Genomic DNA, 26,811 nt, shown 5'->3' with positions numbered 1-26,811 from the left:
GGCACTACCGCTGGACGGCCTGTTCGGGGTGGGGCGGGGTGTAGTCGCGGGGGCGGACGGCGCCCCGGGTGCGTTGGATGAGCACCACGCAGGCCAGCACCGCCCCGGCCACGGCGACGGTGGCCGGGGTGATCGCCTCGCCGAGCAGCAGCGCCGACCAGAGCAGCGTGAGCACCGGCTGGACGAGCTGGATCTGCCCCACCTTGGCGATGCCGCCCCGGGCCAGCCCGGCGTACCAGGCGAAGAAGCCGAGGAACATCGAGACCAGCGTGAGGTAGCCGAACGCGGTCCAGCCGGCGGCACCGTCCCGCGGCGGATGGGCGGCGGCGGCCACCGCCGTGACCGGGATCGTGACCGGCAGCGAGAGCAGCAACGCCCAGCAGATCGTCCGGGCGCCACCGAGCTGACGGGCCAGCACGCCGCCCTCGGCGTACCCGAGGCCGCACAGCACGACGGCGGCGAGCAGGAACAGGTCCGCCAGGGAGAGCGTGCCGCGCATCGAACCGCCGGTGGCGAGGAACGCGAGCACCAGCGCCAGCCCGGCGGCACTGGCGAGCCAGAACAGCGGTGGCGGTCGTTCGCCGGCCCGCAGCACCGCGAAGACCGCCGTCATGGCGGGCAGCACGGTGACGACGACCGCGCCGTGCGCGGAGGTCTGCGTGGTGAGCGCGAGCGACGTGAACAGCGGGAAGCCGACGACCACGCCGAGCGCGACGACGGCCAGTCGCCGCCACTGGCCCGGGGTGGGGCGCGGGGCCCGGGTCAGGCGAAGGTACGCCGCCGCGAGCAGCGCCGCGCCGACGGCCCGTCCGAACGCGACGAACCACGGGTCGAGCGTGTGCACGGCGACGCGGGTGGCCGGGAGCGACATGCTGAACGCCAGCACGCCCAGCGCGCCGAGCCCGATGCCGGCGCCCGGCCTGGCCGTTACCGTCGTGGTGTCAGTAGCGCTACTCTGTTCCGTCATGAATGATGGTAGCGCTACCGACCGCGTTGTCCATCACCTGCGTACGCTGGTGCGGGCCGCCGCGCCCGGGACGCGGCTGCCGTCGGTGCGGGAGCTGACCGCCCACCACCACGCCTCCCCGGTGACGGTCGCCGAGGCGACCCGGCGGCTCGTCGCGGAGGGGCTGGTCGAGACGCGGGCGGGGCGGGGCGCGTTCGTGGCGTCCCGGCGCGTCGAGCCGCCCCGCCCGGACCTGTCCTGGCAGACCGTCGCGTTGGGCTCCCGGCGCTCCGGCGGCGAGGAGATGCAGGCGCTCCTGGCGTTGCCGCCGGCCGGGGCCATCCCGTTGACCGGCGGCTACCTGGACGCGGAACTCCAGCCGGCCGCCGCGCTCGGCGCGGCGCTCGCCCGCGCGGCCCGCCACCCGGCGGCGTGGCAACGCGGCCCGGTCGAGGGGCGGAGCGACCTGCGGGCCTGGTTCGCCCGGGAGGCCGGCGGCGGCCTGCGCGCCGAGGACGTGGTGATCTGCCCGGGCGGGCAGGCCGCGCTCGCGTCCACCCTGCGGGCGCTCACCGTGCCCGGCGACACGCTGCTCGTCGAGTCCCCCACCTACCTGGGCGCGCTGGCCACCGCGCACGCCGCCGGGCTGCGGGTGGTGCCGGTGCCCGCCGACACCGACGGGGTCCGCCCCGACCAGCTCGCCGCCTCGTTCGCCCGCACCGGCGCCCGGTTGTTCTACTGCCAGCCGTTGCACGCCAACCCGCACGGCGCGACGCTCAGCCCCGCCCGGCGGGCCGAGGTGGCGACCGCGATCCGCGAGGCCGGCGCGTTCCTGGTCGAGGACGACTACGCGCGGGACCTGACCATCGACGGCGAGGCGCCGCCACCGTTGGCCGCCGACGACCCGGACGGGCACGTGGTCTACCTGCGCTCGCTGACCAAGCCGGCCGCGCCCGGCCTGCGGATCGCCGCGCTGGGCGCGCGCGGGCCGGTTGGGGAGCGCCTGCGCGCCGCCCGGCTGCTCGACGACTTCTTCGTGGCCGGGCCGCTGCAACAGGCCGCGTTGGAGTTCCTCGCCGCGCCGGCCTGGGACCGGCACCGCCGTACGCTGCGCAAGGAGCTGCGGGCCCGCCGGGACGCGCTGCTCGCGGCGCTGGACCGCCACCTGCCGGCGCTGACCCCGCCCGACGTCCCCCGCGGCGGCCTGCACCTGTGGGTCCGGTTGCCGGACGGCGCCGACGACGTCGCGGTGACCGCGCGGGCCGCCGCCGAGGGGGTCACCGTGTTTCCCGGACGCCCCTGGTACGCCGCCGAACCGCCCGCCCCGCACCTGCGCCTCACCTACGCCGCCGCCCGGCCGGAGATGATGGACGAGGCGGTCCGCCGGTTGGCCGTCGCACTCGCACGCTGAGGGCCGGCTCCGCCATGATCGGCGGCAACCACATGGCGGGATCGCGCCGGAAACGTACAGCACAGGGGGTGACCGGTTACGGTGTGTCGGGCACAGTAGTCCCGTGAACGATACTCTTAGCGAATCGGTAACCGGTCCGACACCAGCGGTCCGGGTCGCCGTGCTCGGCGCACCCGGCCTGTGCCGGACGCTCGTGGCCGGGGTGGTCGCGGCGGCGGCCGACTTCGAGGTGGTGGCCGAGGGCGACACGGACGCCGGCGACCTGTGCCGCCGCGCCGACCTGGCGTTGCTCGACCTCAACCCGGAGGACGAGCCGGCGACGGTGGTCGCGGCGCTGCGCGCCGCCGCGCCGGACTGCGCGGTCGTGGTGCTGACGAACCGGCCGAGCGCCCGGGTGCTGCAACTGGTGCTGCACCTGTGCGTGCGCGGGGTAGTCGCCAAGGACGTGCCACCGGAGGAGATGCTCGCCCAGTTGCGGACCGTCGCGCAGGGTCGCCGCGCGATCGACCCGCTGACCGCCGTCGCCGCGCTGGACACCGTGGTCAACCCGCTGAGCGAGCGGGAGCGGGAGGTGGCCGCCACCGCCGCGAAGGGTCTGCCCAGCCGGGAGATCGCCGCGGTGCTGCACCTCGCGCCCGGGACGGTCCGCAACCATCTGTCCAGCCTGCTGCGCAAGACCGGCGGCCGGAACCGCTGGGAGGCGGTGCAACGCGCCCAGGAGGCCGGCTGGATCTGACAACAGGCCGACACCTGGTGTCGTCGGCACAGTGACTTAAATAAGATTCCTGACGGCTGGTTATCAGTTGTTCACGATAGGTCAGAAAGACGGGGGTCATGGCAGGGAGTCGACATGGTCCGCACGCTGCTCGCGCTCAAGGGACGGCTGGTCCGGGGCGCGCTCGCCCACCTGCTGACCGCCCAGGGCGACATCGATGTGGTCGCTGAGGCGGACACTCCCCACGCCGTCCGGGTCGCGCTGCTCGGCGAACGCCCCGACGTCACGGTGGTCGACGTCGACGTCGTACCGGTGAACCAGCTCGCCCGGCTCGCCGCCGCCGCCGACGGCAGCCACGGCGGCCGGCTGCTGGTGCTGGTGGACCAGCGGCGGGCGGGGCGGCTGCGCGCGATGCTCGCCGAGCATCGCGGCTGGATCGGCTTCCTCAACCACGATGTGCCGCCCGACCGGATCGCCGAGGGGGTCAGGCAGATCGCCGACGGTCAGGTCGTGCTCGACCCGGACCTGGTCGTGGCCGCCCTCGAGATGGCCGACAATCCGTTGACCCCCCGGGAGCGGGAGGTGCTGGACGTGGTCGCCGAGGGCCTGCCGGTCCGCGAGGTCGCCCAGAAGCTGGGCGTCTCACCGGGTACGGTCCGCAACCACCTGTCCCACATCATGGCCAAGACCGGCGCCCGGACCCGCTGGGAGGCGGTGCGGACCGCCCGGGAGGCCTGCTGGATCTGACCGGTCGCCAGCGCCCTCCCAGTAACCCACCATCTCCCGGTACGCCGCCGAACCGGCCAGCAGCCCGTGGTGACTGTCCAGGTGGGCCTGCCCGCCGTCGAGCAGCAGCACGCGCCGGGCCCGCACCGCCGAACTGATCCGGTGCGCGATCACCACGAGGGTGCCGGGCCGGGCGGCGAACGCCAGTTCCAGGCGCGCCTCGGTGGCCGGGTCCAGGTGGCAGGTCGCCTCGTCGAGGATGAGCAACGGCGCCGGCGACAGCCAGGCCCGCAGCAGCGCCACCTGCTGGCGCTCCCCGGCGGACAACCCCGCCGGCCGCAGCGTCGCGTCGAGGCCACCGAGCCGGGCCACCAGCTCGGCCAGGCCCAGCCGGTCCACCGCCCGGCGGACCGTCGCGTCGTCCAGGTCGGGCCGCAGGTAGCGGACGTTGTCCCGGACCGTGCCGGTGAACACGTACGCTTCCTGCGGGATCAGCACCCGGCGGGCGGCCAGCTCGGCCGGCGTCGCCGCGCCGGTCGGCGTGCCCGCGACGCGGACCGTGCCCGAGTCGGGGCGCAGCACGCCGGCCATCAGCCCCGCCAGCGTGGACTTGCCGATCCCGCTCGCGCCGACGATCGCCAGGTGGTCGCCGGCCGGCACCGTCAGGTCGAAGCCGTCGAGCACCGGCGCGGCGTGCGGCCCGTACCGGAACGTCACCGCCCGCAGCGACAGCGCGGGCGCGGCCGGGTCGGGCGGCGCCGCCGCCGTCGCCACGCCGCTCTCCCCCGGTGGTACGCAGGTGCGCAGCAGCCGGTCGAGGGTGACCACGAAGCGCAGGCCGCCGGCCGCCACCCCCTGGAACAGCGTGTGCAGCGCCGGCTGGATGCCGTGCACGACGTAGACCAGCGCGCCGAGCAGCGCGCCCGCCCCGAGACCGCGCCCGAGCAGCCACGGCGCGGCCAGCAGCAGCACCGGCACCGGCAGCCACCCGCCGACGGCCAGACTCAGGCTGCGCGCGGCGGCCATGGTCGCCAGCCGCCGCTCCACCCGCGCCTGCGCGTCGACGTGACCACCGAGCCAGTCGACGACCCGGTCCCCGGTGCCGCTGACCAGGACGTCACGATGGCCGCCCACCGCGACCACCGCGTCCCGGCCGAGCCGCTCACCGGCCCGGACGTAGTCGCGTTGCCGGGCCACCATCGCCGGCAACGCCGCGACGAAGAGCAGCAGGCCGGCGAGGACCGGCACGGTCACCAGCAGCGCGACCGGGACCGCCAGGGAAAAGAGGCCGATCACGGCCGCGCCGGCGGCGAACACGAAGCCCCGGACCACCATCAGCAGGCCGGCCCAGGTGTCCCGGACCATCTCCACCTGGTGGGTCAGCCGGGTCACCGCCGCGTCGTCGCCCCGTCCGTCGCCCGCGCCGGCCAGCGTGCCCGCGACGACCCGCCGCAGCAGGTCGTCCCGGAACGGCTCCACCACGTCGCCCAGCAGCCCGTACGCCTGCCGGGTGCCGAGCGCGCCGACCAGCACCGCGAGCGCCAGCAGGCCCAACCAGAGCAGCCCGACACCGGGCCGGCCGGCGAGGAAGCCGCCGTCCACGGCCCGGGCGGTCAGCAGGCCGCTCAACGCGGCCGGCAGCGCCTCGGCCAGCGACCAGCCGGCCAGCCGCAGCAGCGGACGGCGTCGCGTGGACAACTCCGCGCGGACCACCGCGCCGACGGTGGTCACGACCGGAACACCGCCCGGTACGCCGGGTCGGCCCACAACTCCCGGTGCGGGGCGACCGCGCGTACCCGGCCACCGTCCACCCAGGCCACCAGGTCGGCGCGGGCCGCGGTGCCGACCCGGTGGCTCACCACCACCCGCGTACGCCTGTCGTCGCGGCCGGTGAGCGTGTCCACCACCCGGTGCTCGGTCACCGTGTCCAGGCTGGACGTGGCATCGTCGAGGATCAGCAGCCGTTCGGCGCGCAGCGCGCGGGCCAACCCGAGGCGCTGCCGCTCGCCGCCGGAGAGCGCGAGCCCGGCCAGCGGGGTGCGGTAACGCTCGGGCAGCCGCTGCACCACGTCGTCGACCTCGGCGGCGCGGGCCAGCGGCACCGGGTCGCCGCCGCAGCCCACCGCCGCGCCGACCGTGTCACCGACCAGCACCGGCCGCTCGAAACCGTAGCCGACCGCCCGGCCCAGCGCGGTCGGCGTCAACTCCGGCAGCGGCACGCCGTCCAGGCGTACCTCGCCGGCGTCCGGGTCACGCAGCCGGCCCGCGACGGCCGCGAGCAGCGACTTGCCGGCGCCGGACGGCCCGACCACGGCGAGGAGCGTGCCGCCGGGCACCCGCAGGTCGACCCGGTCGAGCAGCGGACGCCCGTCGTCGTCGCGGACCTCCACACCGCTCAGCTCCAGCCGGCCCGACCCGGGCGGCAGGTCCCGGCCGCCGGGCGGGCGGGGCGGCTCGTCGAGGATCTCGGCGGCCCGACCGCAGCCGGCGCGGACCCGCACGGCGGTGTTGACGGCGGCGATCGCGGCGCCCAGCCCGGCGCCGATCGCGGCGTACTGGAGGGCGGCGAGCAGCTCACCGGGGGTCAGCCGGCCGGCGGACAGGGACCAACCGCCGACGGCGACGACAGCCAGTTGCAGCAGCGGGTTCAGCAGGGCGGCCCGGGCCGCCGCGCCGGCGAGCACCCGCCAGGTGCGCAGGCCGTGCCGGCGCAGCTCGGGCAGCGGTGCGAGGACCCGCTCGACCTCGTGGCCGGCGGTGCCGGCCGCGGCGATCGTCCGTGCGCCGGCGAGCGCCTCGACCAGCCGCCCGGCCAGGTCTCCCTGGGCCCGCTGGTAGCCGGCGACCGCGCCGGACGCCTCGCTGACGAACCGGCGCAGCAGCACGGCCAGGAGCACCAGGCCACACACGAACGTCAGGCCGAGCCAGGGATCGATCAGGGCGAGCGCGACCAGGCTGCCCAGCGGTGGCAGCAGCACGCTGCCGGCCAGGACGGCCGTCGGAGCGGCCTGCCCGGCGTCGGCGACCTGCCCCACCAACCGGCCGACCAGGTCACCCACCGGCCGGCGGCCCACCGTGCGCGGATCGAGGGCGAAGAGGTGGCGGACCAGGGCGTGCCGCAGCGCGGCGACCGAGCGGGCACCGGCCGCGCCGGTGCCGTAGTCGTGGGCCGCCCGCGCGCCGATCAGCACCAGCACCAGGGCGACGACCACCGCGAGCCACCGGCCGGGCGGGGACTGCGGCGCGGCGTCGACGGCGGCGTCCACCGCCCGCCCCAGCACGGCGGGAAGCGCGAGCTGGGCCGCCGCCTCGGTCACGGCGAGCACCGCCAGCACCGGCGTCCACCAGCCGGCGAACGCCACGGCACGCAACGCGAGCCGGTCGGCGGGGGTCATCGGGCCTCCCACGGGCGCGGGCCCCGGACCGGCGCGAGCCGGCCCGGGGCCAAGCGACTGATCGTCAGTTGCAGGTGGTGACGCTCAGCGAGCTGTCGCCGCAGAGCAGCAGGCTGGCGCCGCTACCGCCGCCGGTGCGCTCGGTGGCCGGGAGTTCCATCGCCTGGAGGTCGAGCAGAGCCATGTCGCGTCCTCTTTCTCTCGTCTGACGTGGTGGATGATGGGGTGGGTCAGTTGCAGGTGGTGACGCTCAGCGAGCTGTCGCCGCAGAGCAGCAGGCTGGCGCGGCTGCCACCGCCGGTGCGCTCGGTGGCCGGCAGTTCCATTCCCTGGAGGTCGAGCAGAGCCATGTCACGTCCTCTTTCTCTCGTCTGACGTGGTGGATGATGGGGTGGGTCAGTTGCAGGTGGTGACGCTCAGCGAGCTGTCGCCGCAGAGCAGCAGGCTGGCGCGGCTGCCACCGCCGGTGCGCTCGGCGGCCGGCAGCTCCATCCCCTGGAGGTCGAGCAGGGCCATGTCCATTCACCTCCTTCCGGTCACGTCGGTACGGGTCGCCCCGGGGAAACCGGGGGGTCGGTGAGCCGTTCAGTCCGTGCCCGCGACGCGCGTCGCGTCCGGCAGCGGGGTCAGGAACGGCAGGTGGAGCGGGTTGTCCGGCCGGGTCGCGGCGAGCGCGGCGAGCACCCCGGCGGTGCCGGTGGCCAGGTCCATGGAGAGGCGCAGGAGCTGGTCGCCCGGGAAGGCGGGGCGATCCCGGTACGGCAGGGCGTGCCAGCCGAGCAGTCCGGCCTGCTGCCGGGCCGCGTCCCGGTCGCCACGCTCGGCGAGGTACACGACGATCCCCGCGCGGCCGGCGAAGAGGCCGGACTGGGCGTAGAACGGGGAGTCGGCGGCACGGCGGATCGCTGTCACCTCGTCGCGCAGCGCGTCGTCGGGCCGGTGGCGCAGGTACTGGTCGAGCACCAGCCCGATGCCGACGCTCCCCTCGGCCAGGTAGGGCATGGTCCGCCAGCCCTCGTTGACCTCCAGGTGCCCGGCGTCGCGGCGGACGCAACGACGCAGGTCCTGACGCAGCGCGGTACGCGCGTGGTCGAGCAGGTCGGCGTCGCCGGACCGCTCGTACATCCGCATGAGCATCAGCGCCACGCCGGCGCCGCCCCGGGCCAACCCGGCGTACGGATGTCGCCCGCCGCTGATCTCGGCGACCGATTCGACGTCGCCGAGCCGGCCGACCACCACGTCGACGGCCCGCCGGGCGGCGTCGGCGTACCGGTGCTCGCCGGTGAGCGCGGCGAAGTGGGCCAGGTTCAACGCGATCCCGGGTAGTCCGCCGGTCAGGTCGTCGCGCACCTCGGTCCAGGGCTGGTCGAGGCAGAGGTCGAGCAGGCGCAGCGCCTCGTCCCGGTGGCCGAGCAGCTCCAACACGTACGCGATGCCGTGCAGCCCGTCCCAGAACCCGAGGCGGCTGCCGGAGGCCGGTTCGCGTACCCGGTCGATCAGCCACCGCTCGTGTGCGGGGTCGGTGCCGGCGCCGCTGACGTGCAGCGCCCAGAGCACCCCGGCCGCGCCGTACGCCAGGTTGAGCCCGCCGTCGCCGCCGGCGAACTGGCGGATGTCGCCGGGGTAGAGCCGGTCGTCGCGCTCCGGTGTGGCGCTGGCGGTGATCGCCTCGGCGAGCCGGTCGCGCAGGCCGGGCCAGTCGTCCGGGTCGATCGTGACGGCGCGGCGCAGGTCCGGCGCGGGTCCGCCGACGATCACGTCGACTGCCTCGTCGAGCAGCTCGCGCGGCACCGGGAAGTTCTCGGCGACCACGTCGGCCAGGTGCGCCGCCTTGGCCGGAGACAGCCGCAGCATCGCGGTCAGCGGCAGGAACAGCGCGAGCCGCAGGCAGGCCAGCGCGTACCTGTCGACGTCGACGCCGGTGCGGTCGCGCGGCGCGGCGAACGCCTGGTTGCGCAGCGCGGGCCGGGTCGCCTCGGCGACGTCGGCGGCGACCTCGAAGTCGATGAGCGTCACCGCGCCGTCGTCGCCGACCATGATGTTGAACATGTGCAGATCGCCGTAGACGACGCCGTGCGCGTGGATGGCGGCGACCGCCTCGGCGACCTGGCGGTGCACGTCGAGCGCCCAGCGGGTGTAGTCGGCCCGGTCGGCGTCGAGGTGCACCAGCGGGTACCGCTCGACCACCACCTGGTTGAGCGGCCGACCCTCGACGAAGGCCAGGGCGAGGAACTCGTGCCCGCCGAACTCGAACTCGTCGTGCACCCGTACCAGGTGCGGCACGTCGGCCAGCCGGCGCAGCGTCTGCGCCTCGCGGCGCAGCCGGGTGACCGCGTCGGCGCCGGTGGCGTCCAGTCCGGCGTGCGGCCGGGCCTCCTTGAGCACCACCCGCTGGTCGGTACGCGTGTCGCGGGCCACGTAGAGTCCGCCGCCGTTCGAGAAGTGGATCACCTTCTCGATCCGGTACGGCAGGTCCGTCGTCGTCGCCGCGTTGCGGGCGGCCAGGTGCGGGGCGAGGAAGTCGGGCAGCGTCACCCACTCCGGCACGTGGAACACCGGGTCCCGCCGGTCGGGCACCAGGACGCCGTCCGCGTCCTCGATCGCCGGCACCGTCTGCCCGTCGCTGGAGACGCAGTAGCGGGCGGCGAAACCGCCGTAGCGCAGGTACACCGGGCCGTCGCCGTAGCGCAGGTCGCTGAGGATGTACGGCCCGGTCTCGCCGTCGAGCAGGTCGGCGAGTTCCTTGGCGGTCAGCTCCAGCTCGGCGTCGTCACGCGGGTAGACGGTGACGAACTTCCCGCTGGCGCCGCGCCGGGCGTACTTGCTGTTGCGCATGAGCAGCAGCCGCGGGCCGCGCAGGTGCTTGAACGCGATGCCACGGGGCCGGCAGTAGTCCGCCACCCGGGCCAGCACGCGCTCCGCGTTGTCGAGCCGGGCCGACACGTGGATCTTCCAGCCCTGCGCGGGGAGGGTCCCGCCGACCGGGCCGTGGATCAGCCAGTCGTCCTTGACCTCGCACTCCCAGCCGTCCGGCACCGGGCCGGTCGGGTAGGCGTCCGCGTCGGCCGTGGTGCCGGCCAGCGAGTCGTAGAAGAGCGGATCGACCGCGCAGTACGAGTCGTACCGTTCGTCCATTTCGGTTGCCTCCACCGGCTGATCGGTTGACGTCAATCCTGCGGATGGCGGAGGCACGGGCCCAGTGCGACAAGTCACGACCGACCGATGAGTTTCACCCTCGGAAGTCGTGACAACAGCGGAGTTTGAACTCACGAATACCGCGTGACCAGTCCCGGAGCGCGCCCGACCAGCCCCGCCGTCCCACATGCGGGAACCGGAGAGAGATCTTGGAAGGAAAGCGCCCCTCCCGGGGCCGTTTCTCTCCAAGATCTCGGATGCCCGCCGGGGCCGGCGGATCAGTCGATCGCGGACGGCCGGGCGAGGGAGGCGAGCCGCGCGGCGGCACCCGGGTGGCCGGTGACCTGCGCGAGCAGGGCGCGCGCTGTGGGGCGGTGGCGGATCTCGGCCGGCGCGAGGCGCTCCGCCCGGGCCAGGGCCTTCGCCGCGCGCTCGGCGTCACCCACCATGAGGTACGCCCGCGCGGCGTCCACCAGATGCGCGGCGCGATGCTCCAGCGGCAGCCACCGCCACCCGTCCCCCGCGATCGCCGCCTCGTGCCGGGCCACCGCCTCCGCACCGTCGCCCCGTTCCACGGCGGCGACCACCCGCGCCACGTCCACCGCCGCCGGCCCGAACGCGGTCCGACAATGGTCGTGACCGTCGCCCACCCGGGCGGCCATCTCCGCCGCCTCGTCCAACAGGTCACCGGCGACACGCCCGTCGCCAGCCCGCGCCGCCGTCAACGCCGCCTGCGCCAGCAGCGTCCCGCACAGCGACAGCTCCTGCGGCGTACCCGAATCGCTGTCACGCGGCGCGACCCGGTACGCGGCGGCCATCAGCACCGACCGGGCCCGAGCCGACGCCCGTAACACCGGCCCGAGCTGCACCGCCGCGCAGGCCAACAGGACCCGGTCCCCCGCCGCTGCCGCCATCGCCCGGTCGGCGGCCAGCCACCCGAGACTCGCCTCGTCCAGCTTGGTCAGCAGCGCCGCCGCCACCCGGTACGCGTCCACCACCACCGCCCGGCCCGCCCGCGGATCCCGCGCCTGCCCGCGTTGCACGTCGGTCAGCAGTGCCGGAAGCTGCTCCATGAGCTGCGGATAGCGGGCGTGCCGGTAGGTGTCCCAGGCGTGCGCCACGGCCTGAGCCAACCGGTCCGGCGACGCGTCCCGACCGGCCGTCATCCCGTACGTGGACAGGGCGGCCCGGATGCGCGCCACGCCCTCGTCGCGCTCGGCCACCTCGGCGGGCCGGGCGTCGTGGCCGAGCAGCGTCGCCGCGTCGACCCGCAGCACCGCCGCGACCTCGCGGATCGTGGACAGCCGTTCCAGCGACCGTACGCCGCGCTCCACCTTGTCGACCCAGCTCTTCGACTTGCCCAGCCGGTCGGCGAACGTCTGCTGGGAGAGCTTGCGGCGCACCCGCAGGTAGGCGACGCGTCGGCCGATCGGCACCCGCTCACCGGTCACGACGCCACCGCCGGTCCGGCACCGCGCGGGTGGTGTCCTCGACGGGTGTTCGGTCCGCCTCGGCCTGCGCGATGATCCGTTGCCGCGCCGCTTCCCGCTCGGCGGCCTCCGCCCGCTCGCCTCGGTGTTCGCCCTGATCACGTCGGTTGCCCATTGATGGTCCCTTCGACGAGGGCGCGGCGCTGGGCTCGCCACCGTCGCGCCGGAAGGAGACGCGATCGGATCGCCGCATCCCTGTGATCGGGACGCTACGTATCGTGTGCGGATCGTCTGGAACGCCTACGCACCACTACTGCGTCGTGAGACTCATTCGTTCACAGAGGCCCCGCAGTTCCGGTGATGCCGCCCCCCGGCGCAGCAACGACCGCGCCGTTTCGCGGGCCGCGACCGACGAGCGGGCATGTTGTGGGCCGGTACGCTCGGCCGCGAGCAGCATCCGCACCGCCTCACGATCCCGGCCGACCGCCTCGGCAGCACGCCCCATGTCGAGCCAGAAGTACACCTGCCGGACCGCAGGCAGGCCGGTCAGGTCGACTCCGGCAGCCGTCGCCATGGCCGCCTCCGGACGACCCGTGTCGAGCAGGAACGCCATTTGCCACAGCGCCACGTTCCGTGGCCCCCAGGCGAGATCCCAGCCGTCCGTCTCCCCGGTGTGCGCCGCGATCAGCGCTGCCTCGGCGAGATGTTCCTCCGCGCCGGCCCGATCACGTAGGCCGGCCAGGTGCAGTGCTCGCGCGAGGTGCAGGAACCCCAGCACGTCCAACGCTCCCTGCGCCGCGCTGCCCGCGAGGTCGGCCGCCGCCGCTTCGCACCACGCCCGCGCCGGCCGGTACGCCCCCGAGTAGGCGGACACCCGCGCCCGGTTGGCCGCCGCCACGCCGACCGCGACCGGGTCGTCGAGCAGCCCGGCCGCCTCGGCGCACCGCTCCGCCGCCAGCCAGGCATGCGCCGGGTAACTCACGTTCAGAAGCGCGCCCATCGCGACGCCGTACACCGGCACCATCTCCGTCAACGCGGCCCGACGATCGGCCAGCCCGTGCATCGCCGGCACCAGATCGACGAGCCGCCGCAGCGCGCCCGCGTAGTCGCACCGCGCGTACAGGTCCCGCACCAGGGTCGCCTCGCGGTTCACCTGCTCGACCGTGGCCGTGGTATCGGAGCGTACGTCCATGGATGTGTCCATCATGGCCCGCCACACCCGTTCGGCATCGATGCGGGCGGCGTCGATCTGCCGATCCGCCGGGGTGTACGCCTGCCCGGTCAGGTCAACCGCCGAACACTCCAGCGCGGCGGCAAGGTCCACGATCATGTACCGGTCGGTGCGCTGCTGACCCCGCTCGATCCGGGACCAGGACGTGTGCGAGATGCCGGCGCGGCTGGCCGCGTACCGGATGCTCCAACCGCGCAGCTCCCGGCGGGCGCGGATGCGGTCACCGATCGACGGATCGGCGGGGATCGGACGACGAGGCATCAGCGGCGCTCCGATACGACAGGAGAATTCAGCCCGAACACGCTGCGGCAGGTTGTCATAGCGGACGGTACACGCATGCGGCCCGCTCCCCCGCTAGGCCCCGGCGGAGGTGTCCGAGCCGTACGCCGCGTCGTACATCGTTGTCCTGTCACCACCGCCGCCGGCACCGCGGATCGTGCCTCTGCCGGAACGCCGACGACGGTTGTCCATCTCGGCCATTGCCCGCCGTGCCCGGCGCGCCACCGCGTCCCGCCCCGGCTCGGCATCGGCCATCCGGCGTCGGCGCCGTAGGAGGACGACGGCTGACGTGGCGGCGAGCGGCAGTGATGTGCCACAGGCGATCCAGAGCCAGGTCATGATGATCAACCTTCCGGCGTTGTGTCAGCTCGGGATGGCCTCGGCGCCCCAGTGCCGCATCGCCGCGAGCACCGGGACCAGGGCCCGACCGCGTTCGGTCAACTCATAGGTGACCCGAACCGGCCAGCCGGGTGTGCGGCGGCGTTCGAGCACACCTGCCGAGGTCAACTGGGCGAGCCGCTCCGAGAGCACCTTGTCGGACAGGGCGGGCAGGGCGCGGGACAGCTCGGAGTAGGTGCGCTCGCCGCTCAGGAACTCCCCGAACACCAGCGGCGTCCACCGGCCCTTCAGCACGGCCAGGGTGATCTCGATCGGGCAGGACGGATCCGGCTCGGCAGCCGCCGCGGGGCAGCCGCTCAGCACCCCGACACCACCGTGACCAACTGTTTGGTGAGCCACGAAACCCCCTCCTAGCGTCGAGCCGGACGCGACGGCGTCCGCCCCAGAACATGGAGGTTCCATCATGCGCGTACACCACCTCAACTGCGGCTCGATGGTCGCGGTCGAGCCGGTCGCACGGTCCGGCACCGACCCGTCCGGCAGTGCCGACCACAAGCCGCTACCGGCCGTGTGTCACTGCCTGCTCGTCGAGACCGACACCGACGGGCTGGTACTGGTGGAGACGGGCTTCGGTCGGCCCGATGTGGCGACGCCGGAGCAGACCCTCGACCCGAACTTCCGCCATTGGGCCCGGCCGGTTCTCGACCCAGCCGAAACGGCGATCGCCCAGGTCGTCGGACTCGGCTTCGCACCCACCGACGTACGGCACGTGCTGCTCACCCACCTGCACCAGGACCACACGGGCGGACTGCCGGACTTTCCGCACGCCCGGGTGCACGTCTCGGCGGACGAACTCGCGGCGGCACCGGCCGGCGGCCACTATCCGGCGGCCCATCTCGCCCATCGGCCGGACTGGGTCACCTACTCCACCGCCGGGGGCGACCATTGGTACGACTTCGCGGGGGTGCGCCGGGCGACCGGGCTGGCCGCGGACATCCTGCTCATCCCGTTCGCCGGGCACACCCCCGGCCACACCGCCGTGGCGGTACGCGCCGAGGACGGCTGGCTGGTGCACGCGGGTGACGCGTACTTCCACCAGAACGAGATGAGTCCCGAGCCCGGGCCGACCCCGCCGGCGATGGACCAGCTCCAGGCCTCCGTCGAGACCGACCGGGATCTCCGGCTGGCCAACCTGGACCGGTTGCGCCGGGTCGTCCGGGACCACCCCGCCGACGTCCGGGTGGTGCCGGCGCACGACCCGTGGGAGTTCCAGCGGTACGCCGCAGGCTAGGGCGGGTCTCGCGCGCACTCCCGAATTATCCCGCCAGCCCAGACAATTGCCGTCAGGCTGCCGCACGCCGATTCAACTGACGCCATGAGACCAAAAATCTCTCCTTAAAAGGGCGATTCCTGTCGTCCGAACAACGGCCGGCAATATTATTGAGCGGATTTCTGACGCAGCCGTACCGATCAGTATCTATTGCGTTTTCGAAAATGGCGGCGATAGCCTACGTCTCCGATCACGCGCCACGGGGGTTGATTTTCTCGGGCGTCCACCGACAGGAGATGACGTGCTCAAACGCTTTGCAACAGTCGGAATCGCCCTGCTGGCCTGCTTCGCGGCCACCGGCGCGGTGGCAATGCCGGCGCACGCTTCGGAACCCGACTGTTCGCTCAATTGCGACGGTGGGGGCGGGGATGGTGGCGGTGGTGGGACCGGCGACCCGGGCACGCCGCCGCCTCCGTCGACCCCGGCGTACAACCTCCAGGGCGTCATCCAGTTGGAGAGCGTCGGCCACGAGGGCGCCTGGCCGTTCCGCGTCGGCGGCATCAAGGTCCGTGGCTACTCGCGGCTTGCCACCTGGAGCAACGACCGGGTGGACGCCACCTACATCAACGTCCGGTGCTCGGCGTCCGTGCTCGCGTACTCGACCAACGACTACGACTCGGAGAACAACGGCGCGCTCGTCGACGTGACCTTCTGGTCGCCGACCGTTCCGGTCAGTGGCGTCCCCGCGCAGTCCCGGACGGTCACGGTCACCTGCACCCACCACGCCGAGAAGAACGGCGTCAACTACGACACCACCAGCACCGCCCAGTTCGTCATTCCCGAGTGATCCTCCGGGGTGGCCCGGTTCACGACCGGGCCACCCACGACAGCCAGCGATGTGAGAGGGGGCCCCTTCTCGACCGGAGGCGTTAAGAAGGGGCCCCTCCTTAAATCAGTTGCGGGTGATGGTGAATGTGGTGGTGGTGTTGCGGATGTCCTGGGCGTTGTCGGTCAGGCGGAGGTTGGTGAAGGTGGCCGCGCCGACCGCCGGCCCCTGTCCCGCCTCGGGCATCTCGTTGACCCAGATGCCGAAGCCGGACTTCGCGTCGAACGCGTCACCGCTGCGCCGCGCCCCGGAGATCGACACGTTGGTGAGTACCGTGTCGGTGATCGGGTTCTCCGGCTGGCCGCCGGTGTACTTGGTCTGGAACATGATCCCCGAGTACGTCGGGTCGACGATGTCCACGTCGCTGACCCGGATGCCGCGGAACTCCTTGGACGCGGAGAACAACCACATCGCCGGGAACGTCTGCGCGCCCCAGAAGTGGCCGCCGGAACGGATCAGCGAGATGTTCTCGAACCGGGTGGGCGGGCTGGCGCCGAACCCGACGAACGGGTAGCCGAAGTCCAGCGAGCTGATGGTGATGCCCGAGTACGTCAACTGGTCCGCGATGTAGAGGTTGCGGAAGATGTTGTCGTAGCCGCCGTACACGGCGATGCCGGCGGCCCGCCAGGTCAGCGTGGCGGTCAGGTTCTCGAACACGTTGCCGTGGTTACCGCCCGAGCCGCCCTGGTCGGTGGCGGAGAACAACGCGAACGCGTCGTCGCCGTTGGACCGGCCCTCCGAGTTGGTGACAAGCGCGTTGGTGCTGCCGTTCGTCATGTTCACCGCGTCGGCGAACGTGTTGCGGAACCGGCTGTCCCGGATGGTCAGCCCGTCCACGCTCACCCCCCAGTACGCGCAGACGGTGTGCTCCACCCAGACGCTGTCCAACGTCAGGTTGTCGACGTCCTTCAGCTCGCCCCACACCTTGCCCGGTCCGTCGATCCGGTTGGTGTAGTTGCCGAAGAACGCCAGGTGGGCGAAGGTCGACCCGCTGGCCGAGGACTCGACCCGGAACCCGGCGTCGGTGTTCTGCTGGTTCGTCGGCGTCTGGAACCGGGTGTACCACATGCCCGCGCCGACGACCTTCACCGCCTTGCCGTACACCTGGAGCTTCTGCGCGGTCTCGTAGGTGCCGGCCGGCAGGTAGACGCCGACAAGCGTGCCGGTGGTGTCCATCCGCACCGCGTCCAGCGCGTTCTGCACGTCCTGGTGACTGAAGCCGGTGGGCACCTTGTACCGGGTCGGGTCCGGGTTGGCGCGCGGCGACACCAGCTCGGTGTTGACGAAGTCGATCGCGTACGTGGTGCTGTTCGCCGGGTCCTTCTGGAGCCGGATCCGGCTGCCCGCCGGGACGGTGGAGTTCAGCAGCACGTTCGCCTCGTCGTAGAGGTGCCGGGGCGCGCCCGCGCCGGGCGAGTCGCTGGGGGCGGCCTCCGCGCCGTAGAGCCAGATGTGCTTCGAGGTGAGGCTGATCGGCTTGTGCAGCACCCCGTTGACGTAGACGTTGAGCGTCGAGTCGATCCCGCCGCCGCCGGACGCGTCCGGGATGGAGAAGCGGGTGACGAGCGCGTTCGCGGCCGACTTGGTGGTCCACTCGACGTACGCGCCGGTAGTGTTGAGCGTGACCGCGCGCCGGCCGGACGCCTCGCCGGCCAGGTCGCCGATGGTGCGGTTCGGGCCGATCACCTGCGCGCCGCCGCCGACCGAGCCGTCCTCGGCCTCGTACATGTCGTACGCCAGGTTCGCGCCCCGGCCGACGAACAGCGGCCGGTCGCTTGAGTTGTTCTGCCGCTTCACCGGCAGCTCGTTGGCGTCGTCGGCGAGCACCACCCGGACCGTGTACTTGCCGTTGGCGGCGGTCCAGGTGCCGAGCGACACCGGGCCGGCGGTGGCCCCGGCGGCGATCGTGCCGGAGTACGCGCCGGTCAGCGTGCGGACCACGGAACCGGAGTCGTTGAGCACGGTGAGCGTGATGCCGTGCGCGCCGCTCGCCGACGCGATCGTGCCCTGGTTGCGCAGCGTCACCGCGAAGCTGACCGTGGCGCCGGCGGCCGGTGTGCCGGGCGACCAGGTCACCGCGGAGGCCACCAGGTCGGAGCTGGCCACCGGGCTGACCGTCAACGCGGTCGGGTTGGTGTAGGAGTTGTTCGCCTCGTTCTGCTCGATCACCGTGTTCGACTCGTCGACCTTCGCGGTGAGCTGGTAGCTGCCGGCGTCGCGCACGCCGATGCTCGCCGAGACGGTGGTGGACGCGCCGGGCGCGAGCGCGCCGACGGCGGCGGTGCCGACCTTCGTCGTACCCAGGTAGAGGTTGACGGTGGTGGCGGCGGACGCGGCGGTGCCGGCGTTGCGCACGGTGGCGGACAGCGTGATCGCGTCGGTCTCGACCGGCGCGGCGGGCGAGGCGGTCAGGGCGGTGACGGTGAGGTCCGGGTTGGCCGCCGGCACGCCGATGACCTGGAGTTCCGCGACCTGGCCGTTGGACGAGCCGGAGTTCGCGGTGAACTGCAACCGGACGTCCGCGGCGGTCGCCGAGACCGGGACGGTCACCGTGTTGCCGGTGTTCGGGTTGAAGGAGTACGTCGCGGAGCCGACCAGGCTGGTGAACCCGGACGCGGACTGCTCCCGCCCGAGCACCTGGAACGTCTGGGTACGCGCGCCCCACGCCGGGTCCGGGTTGAGCTTCACCACCACCGCGCTGATGCTGGCGTTCGCGCCCAGCGCCACGGTCAGCGTGCTCGGGTACGCGCCCGGCGCGCCCTCCCAGTAGGTGGCGACGTCGTTGTCGACCGCGTTGGCGGCGGTGAACACGTGCACCACGGAGGAGGCGGTGGCCGGCTTGCCGACGGCCAGGTTGGTGCCGCCGGTGGTGCTGCCGGTGCGGGTGACCGTGTTGCTGTTCGCGGACACGTTGCCGGCGGCGTCGCGGGCCCGCACCTGGTAGGAGACGGTGGCGCTGTCCGGCTGGCTGTCGGTGTACGTGAGCGTGGAGCCGCCGACGGTGGTGCGCAACACCCCGTTGGCCCACACCTCGTAGCCGGTGACACCGACGTTGTCGGTGGACGCGGTCCAGGTGAGCCGGATCTGCCCGCTCGCCGGCTGGGTCCAGGCGAGGTTGCCGGGCGCGGTCGGCGCGGTGGTGTCCCCGGTGTTGCCGGTGCGGGTCACCGTGTTGCTGTTGGCGGACACGTTGCCGGCGGCGTCGCGGGCCCGCACGTAGTACGACACGGTGCTGCCGGCGGGCTGGGTGTCGGTGTAGGTGAGCGTGGAGCCGCCGACGCTGGTGCGCAGCACGCCGCCTGCGTAGATGTCGTAACCGGTGACGCCGACGTTGTCGGTGGACGCGGTCCAGGTCAGCCGCACCTGGTCGGTGGCCGGCTCGGTGAACGCCAGGTTGCCCGGCGCGCTGGGCGCCTGGGTGTCTCCGGTCGCCGGGCCGTAGATCTCCAGCTCGGCGAGCTGCCCGGCGGGCCAGGCGCTGTTCGCGGTGAACAGCAGCCGCAGGTAGCGGGTGGACGCGGTGGGCACGGTGACGGTGACCGTGTTGCCGCCGGCCGGGTCGAACGCGTACGCCGCGGACGCGACGAGCGTGCCGAACGTGGAACCGTTGGTGCTGCCCTGCACGGTCAGCGTCTGGGTGCGCGCGCCCCAGCCGGTGGGCAGCCGCAGCACCAGCCGGTTGACGCTGGTCGCGGCGCCCAGGTCGGCCTGGATCCACTGCGGGAACGCGTTGTTCGGGCTCTCCCAGTAGGTGCCCGCGTTGCCGTCGTTGGCGTTGCCGGCCCCGTACACGTCGGAGTGGCCGCTCTCGGTCATCGTCCTGCCGAGCGCCAGGTTGGTCGAGGAGCTGGCGGTGCCGTAGACCTCCAGCTCGGCGAGTTGGGCGGCGGCCCAGCCGGTGTTCGCGGTGACGACGACGCGCAGGTAGCGGGCGTTGGTGGCGCCGAACCCGAGCGTCACCGTGTTGCCGGCGGCCGGGCTGAACGCGCGGGCGGCGGACGCGACGACAGTGGTGAAGCCGCTGCCGTCGGCGCTGGCCTGCACGGACAGCGTCTGGTTGCGGGCCTCCCAGGCGGCGGGGAGCTTGAGCACCACCTGGTCGACGGCGCGGCTGGTGCCGAGGTCGACCTGCGCCCACTGGGGCAGCGCGCCGCTGCTCTCCCAGTAGCTGCCCTGGTTGCCGTCGGTCAGGTTGGCCGTGACGTAGGGGCCGTTGACGCTGCTGGCGCTGGCGGGCCGGCCGGCGGCGAGGTTCGGGCCGCCGGCGGCCAGGGCCGGTGGGGCCGGCGCCGCGGTGACGGCCAGGCCGACCGCGGCGAGCACCGCGACCATTCCGGTACGGAGTCTGGACATGGTGAACGGACACCTTCTTCCCGGGGGACGTGGAGAGGCGTTGACGGGGTGGGGGGGGATGTGGTGCGGCGGGGATCCGGACCGGTCCCCGCCGCACCGGGTCAGGAGGCGTAGACCTCGAACTCGGAGAGCTGGCCGGCCGGCCAGCCGGTGTTACCGGTGAACGTCAGCCGCACGAAGCGGCGGTCAGCGGAGGGCAGCGCGATCGACACGCTGTTGCCGGACGCCGGGTCGAACGTGTAACCGGCCGCCGACTTGAGCGTGGTGAACGACGCGCCGTCGGTGGAGCCGAGCACGGCCACCGTCTGGGTGCGGGTCTGCCAGGCCGCCGACGGCGGCAGCTTGAGCACCACCCGGGCCACCGGCCGGGCGCTGCCCAGGTCGACGGTCACCGACTGCGGGAAGGCGCTGTTGGCGCTCTCCCAGTAGGTGTCGGCGTTGCCGTCGACCGTGTTGCCGGCGCCGTAGACGTCGGCGTGGCTGGTCTCCGCGACCGGCCGGCCGGCGGCCAGGTTGCCGGTCGGCGGCGCGGTGGTGGGCGGCGGGGTCGACGGCGGCGGGGTGGTGGGCGGCGGGGTGGTCGTGCTGCCGCCGTACACCTCCAGCTCGGAGAGCTGGGCCGCCGGCCAGCCGGTGTTGCCGGTGACGGTGACCCGGACGTACCGGCGGGCGCCGGAAGGCAGCGCGATCGAGACGCTGTTGCCGGCCGCCGGGTCGAACACCCGGCCCGCCGACGAGGCGAGCGTGCTGAACGAGGAGCCGTCGGTGGAGCCGAGCACGGACAGCGTCTGCGTGCGGCGCTCCCAGCCGGCCGGCAGCTTGAGCACCACCCGGTCGACAGTGCGCGACGCGCCGAGGTCGACGGTCAGCGACTGCGGGAACGTGTTGTTGGCGCTCTCCCAGTAGCTGGCCGCGTTGCCGTCGACCGCGTTGCCGGCCGCGTACGTCTGGTTGACGCTGGTGGCGGTCGCCGGCCGGCCCAGGGCCAGGTTCCCGCCGGTCGGCGGCGGCGTGGTCGGCGGCGCGGTGGTCGGCGGTGCCGTGGTCGGGGGCGCGGTGGTCGGGGGCACGCTGGTGGGCGGCGGGCTGGACGGGCCGTTGCCCCACTGCGGCTGCGGCCACGGCCCGCAGTACGGGGTGGCCGTGTACCAGCCGGAGTTGCCGGTGCCCTGGGTGATCTGGAAGCCGCTGCCCACGCAGTTGTGCATCGGGTTGGCCTGGGCGATGTTGGTGGCCCGCACGTTCGTGAAGCTGACCTGGCTGGGCGCCTGTACCTGGAGCGCGTACGTGCCCGCGCCGTCGATCCGGACGTTGGTGAAGCTGATGCCGCTGGTCTGTCCCTCGATCCAGTGCAGCGCCGCGTACGAGCTGTCCAGGATGTCGGTGTCGGTGACGTTGATGGCCGCGCCCTGGATCGGCTCGTTGAGCGCGGAGAACCAGATCGCGCCGACCCCGAAGTTCCAGTTGTAGTCGGAGTTGCCGTTGCGGATCAGCGTGTTGCGGGCCACCGTGATGGTGCCGGCCACCGCCGTCGGCCCGGTGACGCCGGGATAACGGTTCGCCACGTGGATGCCGCCGCCGTTGGTCACCGAATCGGCGGTCACGTTGTCGGCGATGGTGATGTTCCGCCCGCCGTAGGTGACCAGGTGGTTCGCCAGGATCGTCACGCCGATGGTGTTGTGGGTGAACGAGTTGCCGACGTTCGGCACGCTCTGCGCCCACATGGCCAGCGCGTCGTCGCCGGTGTTGCGGACGAACGTGTTCGTCACCGTGGAGTTGGTGACGCCCCAGTGGAAGTTCACCCCGTCGGCGGTCTGGTCCAGGATGCGGCTGTTGCGGATGGTGAAGTTGTCCATCGGGCCGTCCATCCAGGCCCCGACCTTGGTGTGCTGCAACCACAGGTTGTCCACCACCGAGTCGGTCATCGCACCGCCGAGCGCGTTGACCTGGTCCTCGTCGACCCGCTCCCGGATGTCGCCGATGATGGCGAAGTCCCGCAGCGTGACGTTGCGGCTCGGCCCGCCGGCCTCGTGCGAGCGGATCTCCCCGGAGTAGCCGCCGCCGGGCACGTACTTGCCGTAGATGCCGGCGGCGCGCTTACGGTCGGTGGGGTGCCGGCCGCCGAGCACCGAGTACCACGGCCCGGCGCCGCGCAGCGTCACGCCGTCGACCACCACGTGGTCCCACAGCGTGAACGTGCCGGACGGGATCCACACCGCCTTCCCCTGCGCCTTGCCGGCGTCCACCGCGGCCTGGAACTTCGCGGTGGAGTCGCTGGCGCCGGTCGGGTCCGCGCCGAAGTCGGTGACCACGTCCAGCACGCCGGACGGCTTGCTGATCGGCGCGCCGACCAGCTCGAAGTCGGCCAGGTCGATGGTGAACGTGGGTGACTGCGCGGTCGAGGAGACCTGGAGGCGGATCTTCGTGCCGGCCGGCCAGGTGGTGCCGAACATGGCCCGGGTCTCGTCGTAGAAGTGGTGCGGGTTGGTGTCGCCCGGGTTGTTGTTGAACGGGTAGCCGCCGTAGTACCAGCCGTACCGGGAGGTGACCGGCACGGCCTTGACCAGCGTGCCGTTCGCGCGCAGGTCGATGCTGGCGTCCCGGCCGGTGCCGGCGGCGTTGTCCGGCAGGCTGTAGCGGAACGTGACCGCGTTCGCCGGGGCGGCGAGCGTGAACTCGACGTACTCCCCGACCGCGTCGAGCGTGACCGCCTCCCGGCCGGACGCTTCCGACGGCAGCGTGCCGTAGCGCCGGTCGGGGCCGATCTTCGTGCCGGTGTGCGCGGCCTGCTCCGCCTCCTGCTCCCGGAACGGGACGGTGGCGCCGCGGCCGGCGATGTCGAACGGGGACAGACCGGCGGCCTGCGCCGGGGTGGCGGTGGAGGTCAACGCCACGACGGTCAGTGTCGAGGCGGCGAGCGCGGCGGCGGCCAGGGCCGCCAGCCCGGTGCTGCGGTGGCGGTGCGCGGTACGGTGCTCGGCCATGCGGGGTGTGCTCCCTTTCGTCGGTGGCCAGGTCCCCCGTTGCGGCGGTGCGGTTCCTTCCTCCCCCAGGTGTGCCGGCGGCCGGGACGGGCCGTCGGTCGTGGTGCGGCGCGGTGGCGCCGACGGCGGGACGGAGCCGCCGGCGCCACCGCGGTTCAGTGCGATCCGGTACGCAGCCAGACCGCGGTGTCCGGTGGCAGCCGGTCGTCGTCGAGTGGACCGCTGGCCAGCAGCAGCCGGTCGTGCGCGGGCAGCGGCACGGCCTCGCGGCCCAGGTTGACCAGGCAGGCGAAGCCCGGTTCGCGGGCGAACGCGAGCACCCCGTCCGGCGCGGGCAGCCAGCGCAACGCGCCGTCGCCGAGCGCCGGTTCGGCCCGGCGCGCGGCCAGCGCCGCCCGGTACAGCTCCAGCATCGAGTGCGGGTCGCCGGTCTGGGCGCGGGCCGTACGGTCCTTCCAGTCCGCCGGCTGCGGCAGCCACGGCGCGGCGGTGGCGTCGTCGGGGCTGAACCCGAACGGCGGTGTGTCGCCCTGCCAGGGCAACGGCACCCGGCAGCCGTCCCGGCCCGGGTCGACCCGTCCGGAGCGTTCCCACATCGGGTCCTGCCGCAGCTCGTACGGGATGTCCTCGACCTCCCAGAGCCCCAGCTCCTCGCCCTGGTAGACGTAGGCGGCGCCGGGCAACGCGAGACTGAGCAGCGCGGCGGCGCGGGCCCGCCGGGTGCCCAGTTCCAGGTCGGTGGGGATGCCCTCACGCTTGGCGGCGAAGCTGAACGTGGTGTCCGCCCGGCCGTAGCGGGTGACGTGCCGGGTGACGTCGTGGTTGGACAGCACCCAGGTGGCCGGCGCGCCGACCGGCGCGTGCGCGGCCAACGTGCCGTCGATGCTGTCGCGCAGCGCGGCGGCGTCCCAGGCGCAGCCGAGGAAGTCGAAGTTGAACGCGGTGTGCAGCTCGTCCGGGCGCAGGTAGTTCGCGAACCGTTGCCGGTCCGGCAGCCACACCTCGCCGACCAGCGCCCGCTCGCCCGGGTACTCGTCGGCGATCCGCCGCCAGGCCCGGTAGACGTCGTGCACGCCGTCCTGGTCGCGGAACGGGTGCGGCCGGTCCGGGTGGACCTCGGGCAGCGTGCCGTCCTTGACCAGCAGGCCGGCCGAGTCGATGCGGATGCCGTCCACGCCCCGGTCGAACCAGAACCGCAGGACGTCGGAGAACTCGGCGCGCACCCGGGGGTGGTCCCAGTTGAAGTCCGGTTGCTGCGGCGCGAACAGGTGCAGGTACCAGTCGCCGGGTGAGCCGTCCGGGTCGGTGGTGCGGGTCCAGGTCGGGCCGCCGAACTCGCCGGTCCAGTCGGTCGGGGGCCGGGAGCCGTCCGGGCCCCGGCCGGCCCGGAACCAGAACAGGTCCCGTTCCGGCGCGTCCGGGCCGCCGGCCAGCGCCGCCCGGAACCACGGGTGCGCATCCGAGCAGTGGTTCGGCACCACGTCGACGATGGTCCGGATGCCGAGCGCGTGCGCCTCGGTGATCAGCGCCTCGACCTCGGCGAGCGTGCCGAAGACCGGGTCGATGTCGCGGTAGTCGGCCACGTCGTAGCCGGCGTCGGCCATCGGCGACGGGTACCAGGGGCTGAACCAGATCGCGTCGACGCCGAGCGCGGCGAGGTGGTCCAGGCGGGACCGGATGCCGGCGACGTCACCGATCCCGTCGCCGTTGCCGTCGGCGAAGCTGCGCGGATAGACCTGGTAGATCACCGCGGAGCGCCACCACGGGCTACTGTCGACAATGGACACGGTCACCTGCTTTCTGCGGGTCGGTTCGGCTTCGGCGGGGCCTGCGGGCGGCGGCGCCCGGTCAGCCCTTGAGACCGCCGGTGGTCAGGCCGGACATGATGTTCCGTTGGAAGATCAGGAACAGCACGACGGTCGGGATCGCGGCGATCACCGAGGCGGCGATCACCACGTTCATCGGGGTGCCGCCGGCGAAGGCGTAGATGCCGACGCTGACCGTGCGCGTCTCCGGCGACGGCATGACCAGCTTCGGCCAGAGGAAGTCCTTCCACACCGCGGTCACCGCGAAGATCGCCACCACACCGAGGATCGGGCGGGACATCGGCAGCACGATCGACCAGAGCGTGCGCAGCGGCGACGCGCCGTCCATCACGGCGGCCGACATCAGGTCCTCCGGGATCGAGTCGAAGAACCGCTTGAGCAGGAAGATGTTAAACGCGTTGGCGACCAGTGGCAGCCAGATCGCGAACGGCGAGTCGAGCAGATTCAGGTGCACGATCGGCAGGTCGATCACGGTCACGTACTGCGGGACGATCAGCACCATCGCCGGGATCATCAACGTCGCCAGCATCAGGCCGAGGATCAGGCCACCCAGCACCGGGCGCAGTTTCGACAACGCGTACGCGGCAGCGGTGTCGAACACGAGCTGGAACAGCACCGCGCCGGTGGCGTAGTAGAACGTGTTGAACAGCAGTTTCGCCAGGTCGAGGTTGGTCCACGCGTCGACGTAGTTCTGCGGCTGCGGGTCGCGCGGGAACAGCGACGGCGGCGTCTGCGCGATCTCCTGGCCGCTCTTGAGCGCGCCGGTGACCATCCAGTAGAGCGGGCCGAGGAAGACCAACGTGAACGCCACCACCACGACGGCGAGCACGGCCCAGTAGAGGACCCGGCCGCGTCCGCGCCGCAGTTGGGCCGGGGAGACGAGGGTACGGGTGGAGTCGACTGCCATGTCCTAGTCCTGTCTCGCGGTCAGTCGCACGTAGACGGCGGAGAACCCGGCCAGCACCACCAGCATGATCACGCCGAGCGCGGCGGCGCCGTTGAGGTCGTTCTGGAAGAAGCCGTGCTGATAGATCAGGTACGCCACCGAGGTCGCCGAGTCCTCGGTGCCGGCGCCGTTGGCGAGGATCAGCGGCTCGATGAAGAGCTGCATGGTGGCCACGATCTGGAGCATCGCCAGCAGCGCGAGGATCAGCCGGGTCTGCGGGATCGTCACGTGCACGATCCGCCGCCACACGCCGGCGCCGTCGATCTCGGCGGCCTCGTACAGCTCGCCGGGGATGTTCTGCAGGGCGGCCAGGTAGATCAGCACCGCGCCGCCCATGTTCATCCAGGTCGACGCCAGCACCATGGCCGGCATCGTCATGGTCGGCGACTGCATCCACTCCGAGGTGGGCAGCCCCAGCGCGGTGAGCACCGCGTTGAACAGTCCCGCCTCGCTCGGGTCGTACGCGTAGAACTTGAACAGGAACAGCGCGGACGCCGGCGGCAGCATCACCGGCAGGTAGACCAGCACCCGCAGGTAGCCCTTGGCGTGGCGCAGCTCGTTGAGCAGGATCGCCACGAAGAACGGCACCGCGTAGCCGAGCACGAGCGCCAGGCCGGTGAAGACGAAGGTGTTCTTCCAGGCGGTCCAGAAGCTCGGGTCGGCGATGATCCGGGCGTAGTTGTCCCAGCCGACCCAGGTGGTCTCGCCGCGCCGGGTGCGCTGGAAGCTCATCACCACGCCACGGACCATCGGGTACCAGGAGAAGACGGCGAAGCAGGCGACCGCGCCGATGAGGAACGTGTGCCCGGTCAGGTTGTCCCGTACCTTCCGGCCGAGCCCGGCGCGGCGCGCGGCGGTCTGCCGCGGCGGCGGTGCGGGACGGCCGGGCCGGCGGGTGGCACCCGGGGCGGTGGTGAGCGCCAAGGCAACTCCTGCGGT

22 protein-coding genes are annotated in these 26,811 nt (G+C 73.1%); 5 read left to right on the top strand and 17 right to left on the bottom strand.

Features of this window, described 5'->3' with window-relative positions; genetic code table 11:
- Positions 1-4 precede the first annotated feature (4 nt).
- A complete protein-coding gene (locus C8054_RS05625) occupies positions 5-967 on the bottom strand; it encodes a DMT family transporter (protein WP_107155636.1) in 963 nt (320 codons plus the stop codon).
- On the opposite strand from C8054_RS05625, the gene C8054_RS05620 reads away from it, so the two are divergent.
- The 3 genes from C8054_RS05620 (at position 966) to C8054_RS05610 (ending at position 3,819) form a co-directional block, all read left to right on the top strand.
- Positions 966-2,357 (top strand): PLP-dependent aminotransferase family protein, encoded by a 1,392-nt coding sequence (locus C8054_RS05620; RefSeq protein WP_107155635.1) that lies wholly within the window; start codon positions 966-968, stop codon positions 2,355-2,357. The two genes, C8054_RS05625 and C8054_RS05620, sit on opposite strands and share 2 nt — an antisense overlap.
- 103 nt (positions 2,358-2,460) lie before the next feature.
- Positions 2,461-3,093: a response regulator transcription factor gene (locus C8054_RS05615; protein WP_146179873.1), complete on the top strand. Its 633-nt coding sequence runs from the start codon at positions 2,461-2,463 to the stop codon at positions 3,091-3,093.
- Between the two features lie 114 nt (positions 3,094-3,207).
- Complete coding sequence (locus C8054_RS05610) at positions 3,208-3,819, top strand: response regulator transcription factor (protein WP_107155633.1); 612 nt, start codon at positions 3,208-3,210, stop codon at positions 3,817-3,819.
- Here the strand turns inward: C8054_RS05610 and C8054_RS05605 are convergent.
- From C8054_RS05605 to C8054_RS05565, 11 genes are all read right to left on the bottom strand, one after another.
- A complete protein-coding gene (locus C8054_RS05605) occupies positions 3,715-5,529 on the bottom strand; it encodes an ABC transporter ATP-binding protein (protein ID WP_107155666.1) in 1,815 nt (604 codons plus the stop codon). The genes C8054_RS05610 and C8054_RS05605 overlap by 105 nt on opposite strands.
- Positions 5,526-7,193: an ABC transporter ATP-binding protein gene (locus C8054_RS05600; protein WP_107155632.1), complete on the bottom strand. Its 1,668-nt coding sequence runs from the start codon at positions 7,191-7,193 to the stop codon at positions 5,526-5,528. The genes C8054_RS05605 and C8054_RS05600 overlap by 4 nt, the downstream gene beginning before the upstream one ends.
- Positions 7,194-7,257: 64 nt before the next feature.
- Positions 7,258-7,377 (bottom strand): SapB/AmfS family lanthipeptide, encoded by a 120-nt coding sequence (locus C8054_RS05595; RefSeq protein WP_107155631.1) that lies wholly within the window; start codon positions 7,375-7,377, stop codon positions 7,258-7,260.
- Between the two features lie 46 nt (positions 7,378-7,423).
- A complete protein-coding gene (locus C8054_RS05590) occupies positions 7,424-7,543 on the bottom strand; it encodes a SapB/AmfS family lanthipeptide (RefSeq protein WP_107155630.1) in 120 nt (39 codons plus the stop codon).
- 46 nt (positions 7,544-7,589) lie between these two features.
- Entirely contained in the window at positions 7,590-7,715 is a 126-nt protein-coding gene (locus C8054_RS05585; RefSeq protein WP_233219502.1) for a SapB/AmfS family lanthipeptide, read from the bottom strand.
- A gap of 63 nt (positions 7,716-7,778) precedes the next feature.
- Positions 7,779-10,328: a class III lanthionine synthetase LanKC gene (gene lanKC, locus C8054_RS05580; RefSeq protein WP_107155629.1), complete on the bottom strand. Its 2,550-nt coding sequence runs from the start codon at positions 10,326-10,328 to the stop codon at positions 7,779-7,781.
- A 278-nt stretch (positions 10,329-10,606) separates the two neighbouring features.
- Positions 10,607-11,779: a helix-turn-helix domain-containing protein gene (locus tag C8054_RS33175; protein WP_199199556.1), complete on the bottom strand. Its 1,173-nt coding sequence runs from the start codon at positions 11,777-11,779 to the stop codon at positions 10,607-10,609.
- Positions 11,769-11,933: a hypothetical protein gene (locus C8054_RS32230; RefSeq protein WP_199199554.1), complete on the bottom strand. Its 165-nt coding sequence runs from the start codon at positions 11,931-11,933 to the stop codon at positions 11,769-11,771. The genes C8054_RS33175 and C8054_RS32230 overlap by 11 nt, the downstream gene beginning before the upstream one ends.
- A gap of 135 nt (positions 11,934-12,068) precedes the next feature.
- Positions 12,069-13,217, bottom strand: coding sequence for a helix-turn-helix domain-containing protein (locus C8054_RS05570; protein WP_233219505.1), 1,149 nt, complete (start codon positions 13,215-13,217; stop codon positions 12,069-12,071).
- A 126-nt stretch (positions 13,218-13,343) separates the two neighbouring features.
- The gene (locus C8054_RS31665) at positions 13,344-13,607 is read right to left on the bottom strand and encodes a hypothetical protein (RefSeq protein WP_146179872.1); all 264 of its coding nucleotides are present in this window, start codon (positions 13,605-13,607) and stop codon (positions 13,344-13,346) included.
- A 24-nt stretch (positions 13,608-13,631) separates the two neighbouring features.
- Complete coding sequence (locus tag C8054_RS05565; protein ID WP_199199552.1) at positions 13,632-13,970, bottom strand: helix-turn-helix domain-containing protein; 339 nt, start codon at positions 13,968-13,970, stop codon at positions 13,632-13,634.
- 100 nt (positions 13,971-14,070) lie between these two features.
- On the opposite strand from C8054_RS05565, the gene C8054_RS05560 reads away from it, so the two are divergent.
- Entirely contained in the window at positions 14,071-14,898 is an 828-nt protein-coding gene (locus tag C8054_RS05560) for an MBL fold metallo-hydrolase (protein WP_107155627.1), read from the top strand.
- A 280-nt stretch (positions 14,899-15,178) separates the two neighbouring features.
- Positions 15,179-15,724: a hypothetical protein gene (locus tag C8054_RS32225; protein WP_199199550.1), complete on the top strand. Its 546-nt coding sequence runs from the start codon at positions 15,179-15,181 to the stop codon at positions 15,722-15,724.
- A gap of 105 nt (positions 15,725-15,829) precedes the next feature.
- Here the strand turns inward: C8054_RS32225 and C8054_RS05550 are convergent, their stop codons facing one another.
- From C8054_RS05550 to C8054_RS05530, 5 genes are all read right to left on the bottom strand, one after another.
- Positions 15,830-20,116 (bottom strand): discoidin domain-containing protein, encoded by a 4,287-nt coding sequence (locus tag C8054_RS05550; RefSeq protein ID WP_107155626.1) that lies wholly within the window; start codon positions 20,114-20,116, stop codon positions 15,830-15,832.
- Positions 20,117-20,217: 101 nt separating this feature from the next.
- A complete protein-coding gene (locus C8054_RS05545) occupies positions 20,218-23,100 on the bottom strand; it encodes a discoidin domain-containing protein (protein ID WP_107155625.1) in 2,883 nt (960 codons plus the stop codon).
- 155 nt (positions 23,101-23,255) lie between these two features.
- On the bottom strand, positions 23,256-24,881 hold the full coding sequence (locus C8054_RS05540) for an alpha-amylase family glycosyl hydrolase (protein ID WP_107155663.1): 1,626 nt from the start codon (positions 24,879-24,881) through the stop codon (positions 23,256-23,258).
- A gap of 67 nt (positions 24,882-24,948) precedes the next feature.
- Entirely contained in the window at positions 24,949-25,833 is an 885-nt protein-coding gene (locus tag C8054_RS05535) for a carbohydrate ABC transporter permease (RefSeq protein WP_107155624.1), read from the bottom strand.
- 3 nt (positions 25,834-25,836) lie between these two features.
- The gene (locus C8054_RS05530; RefSeq protein ID WP_107155623.1) at positions 25,837-26,796 is read right to left on the bottom strand and encodes a carbohydrate ABC transporter permease; all 960 of its coding nucleotides are present in this window, start codon (positions 26,794-26,796) and stop codon (positions 25,837-25,839) included.
- Positions 26,797-26,811 lie beyond the last annotated feature (15 nt).

Origin of the sequence: Micromonospora sp. RP3T (assembly GCF_003027925.1) — a bacterium.
Classification (GTDB): Bacteria; Actinomycetota; Actinomycetes; order Mycobacteriales; family Micromonosporaceae; genus Micromonospora.
This window is presented reverse-complemented; position numbering and strand designations above follow the sequence as displayed.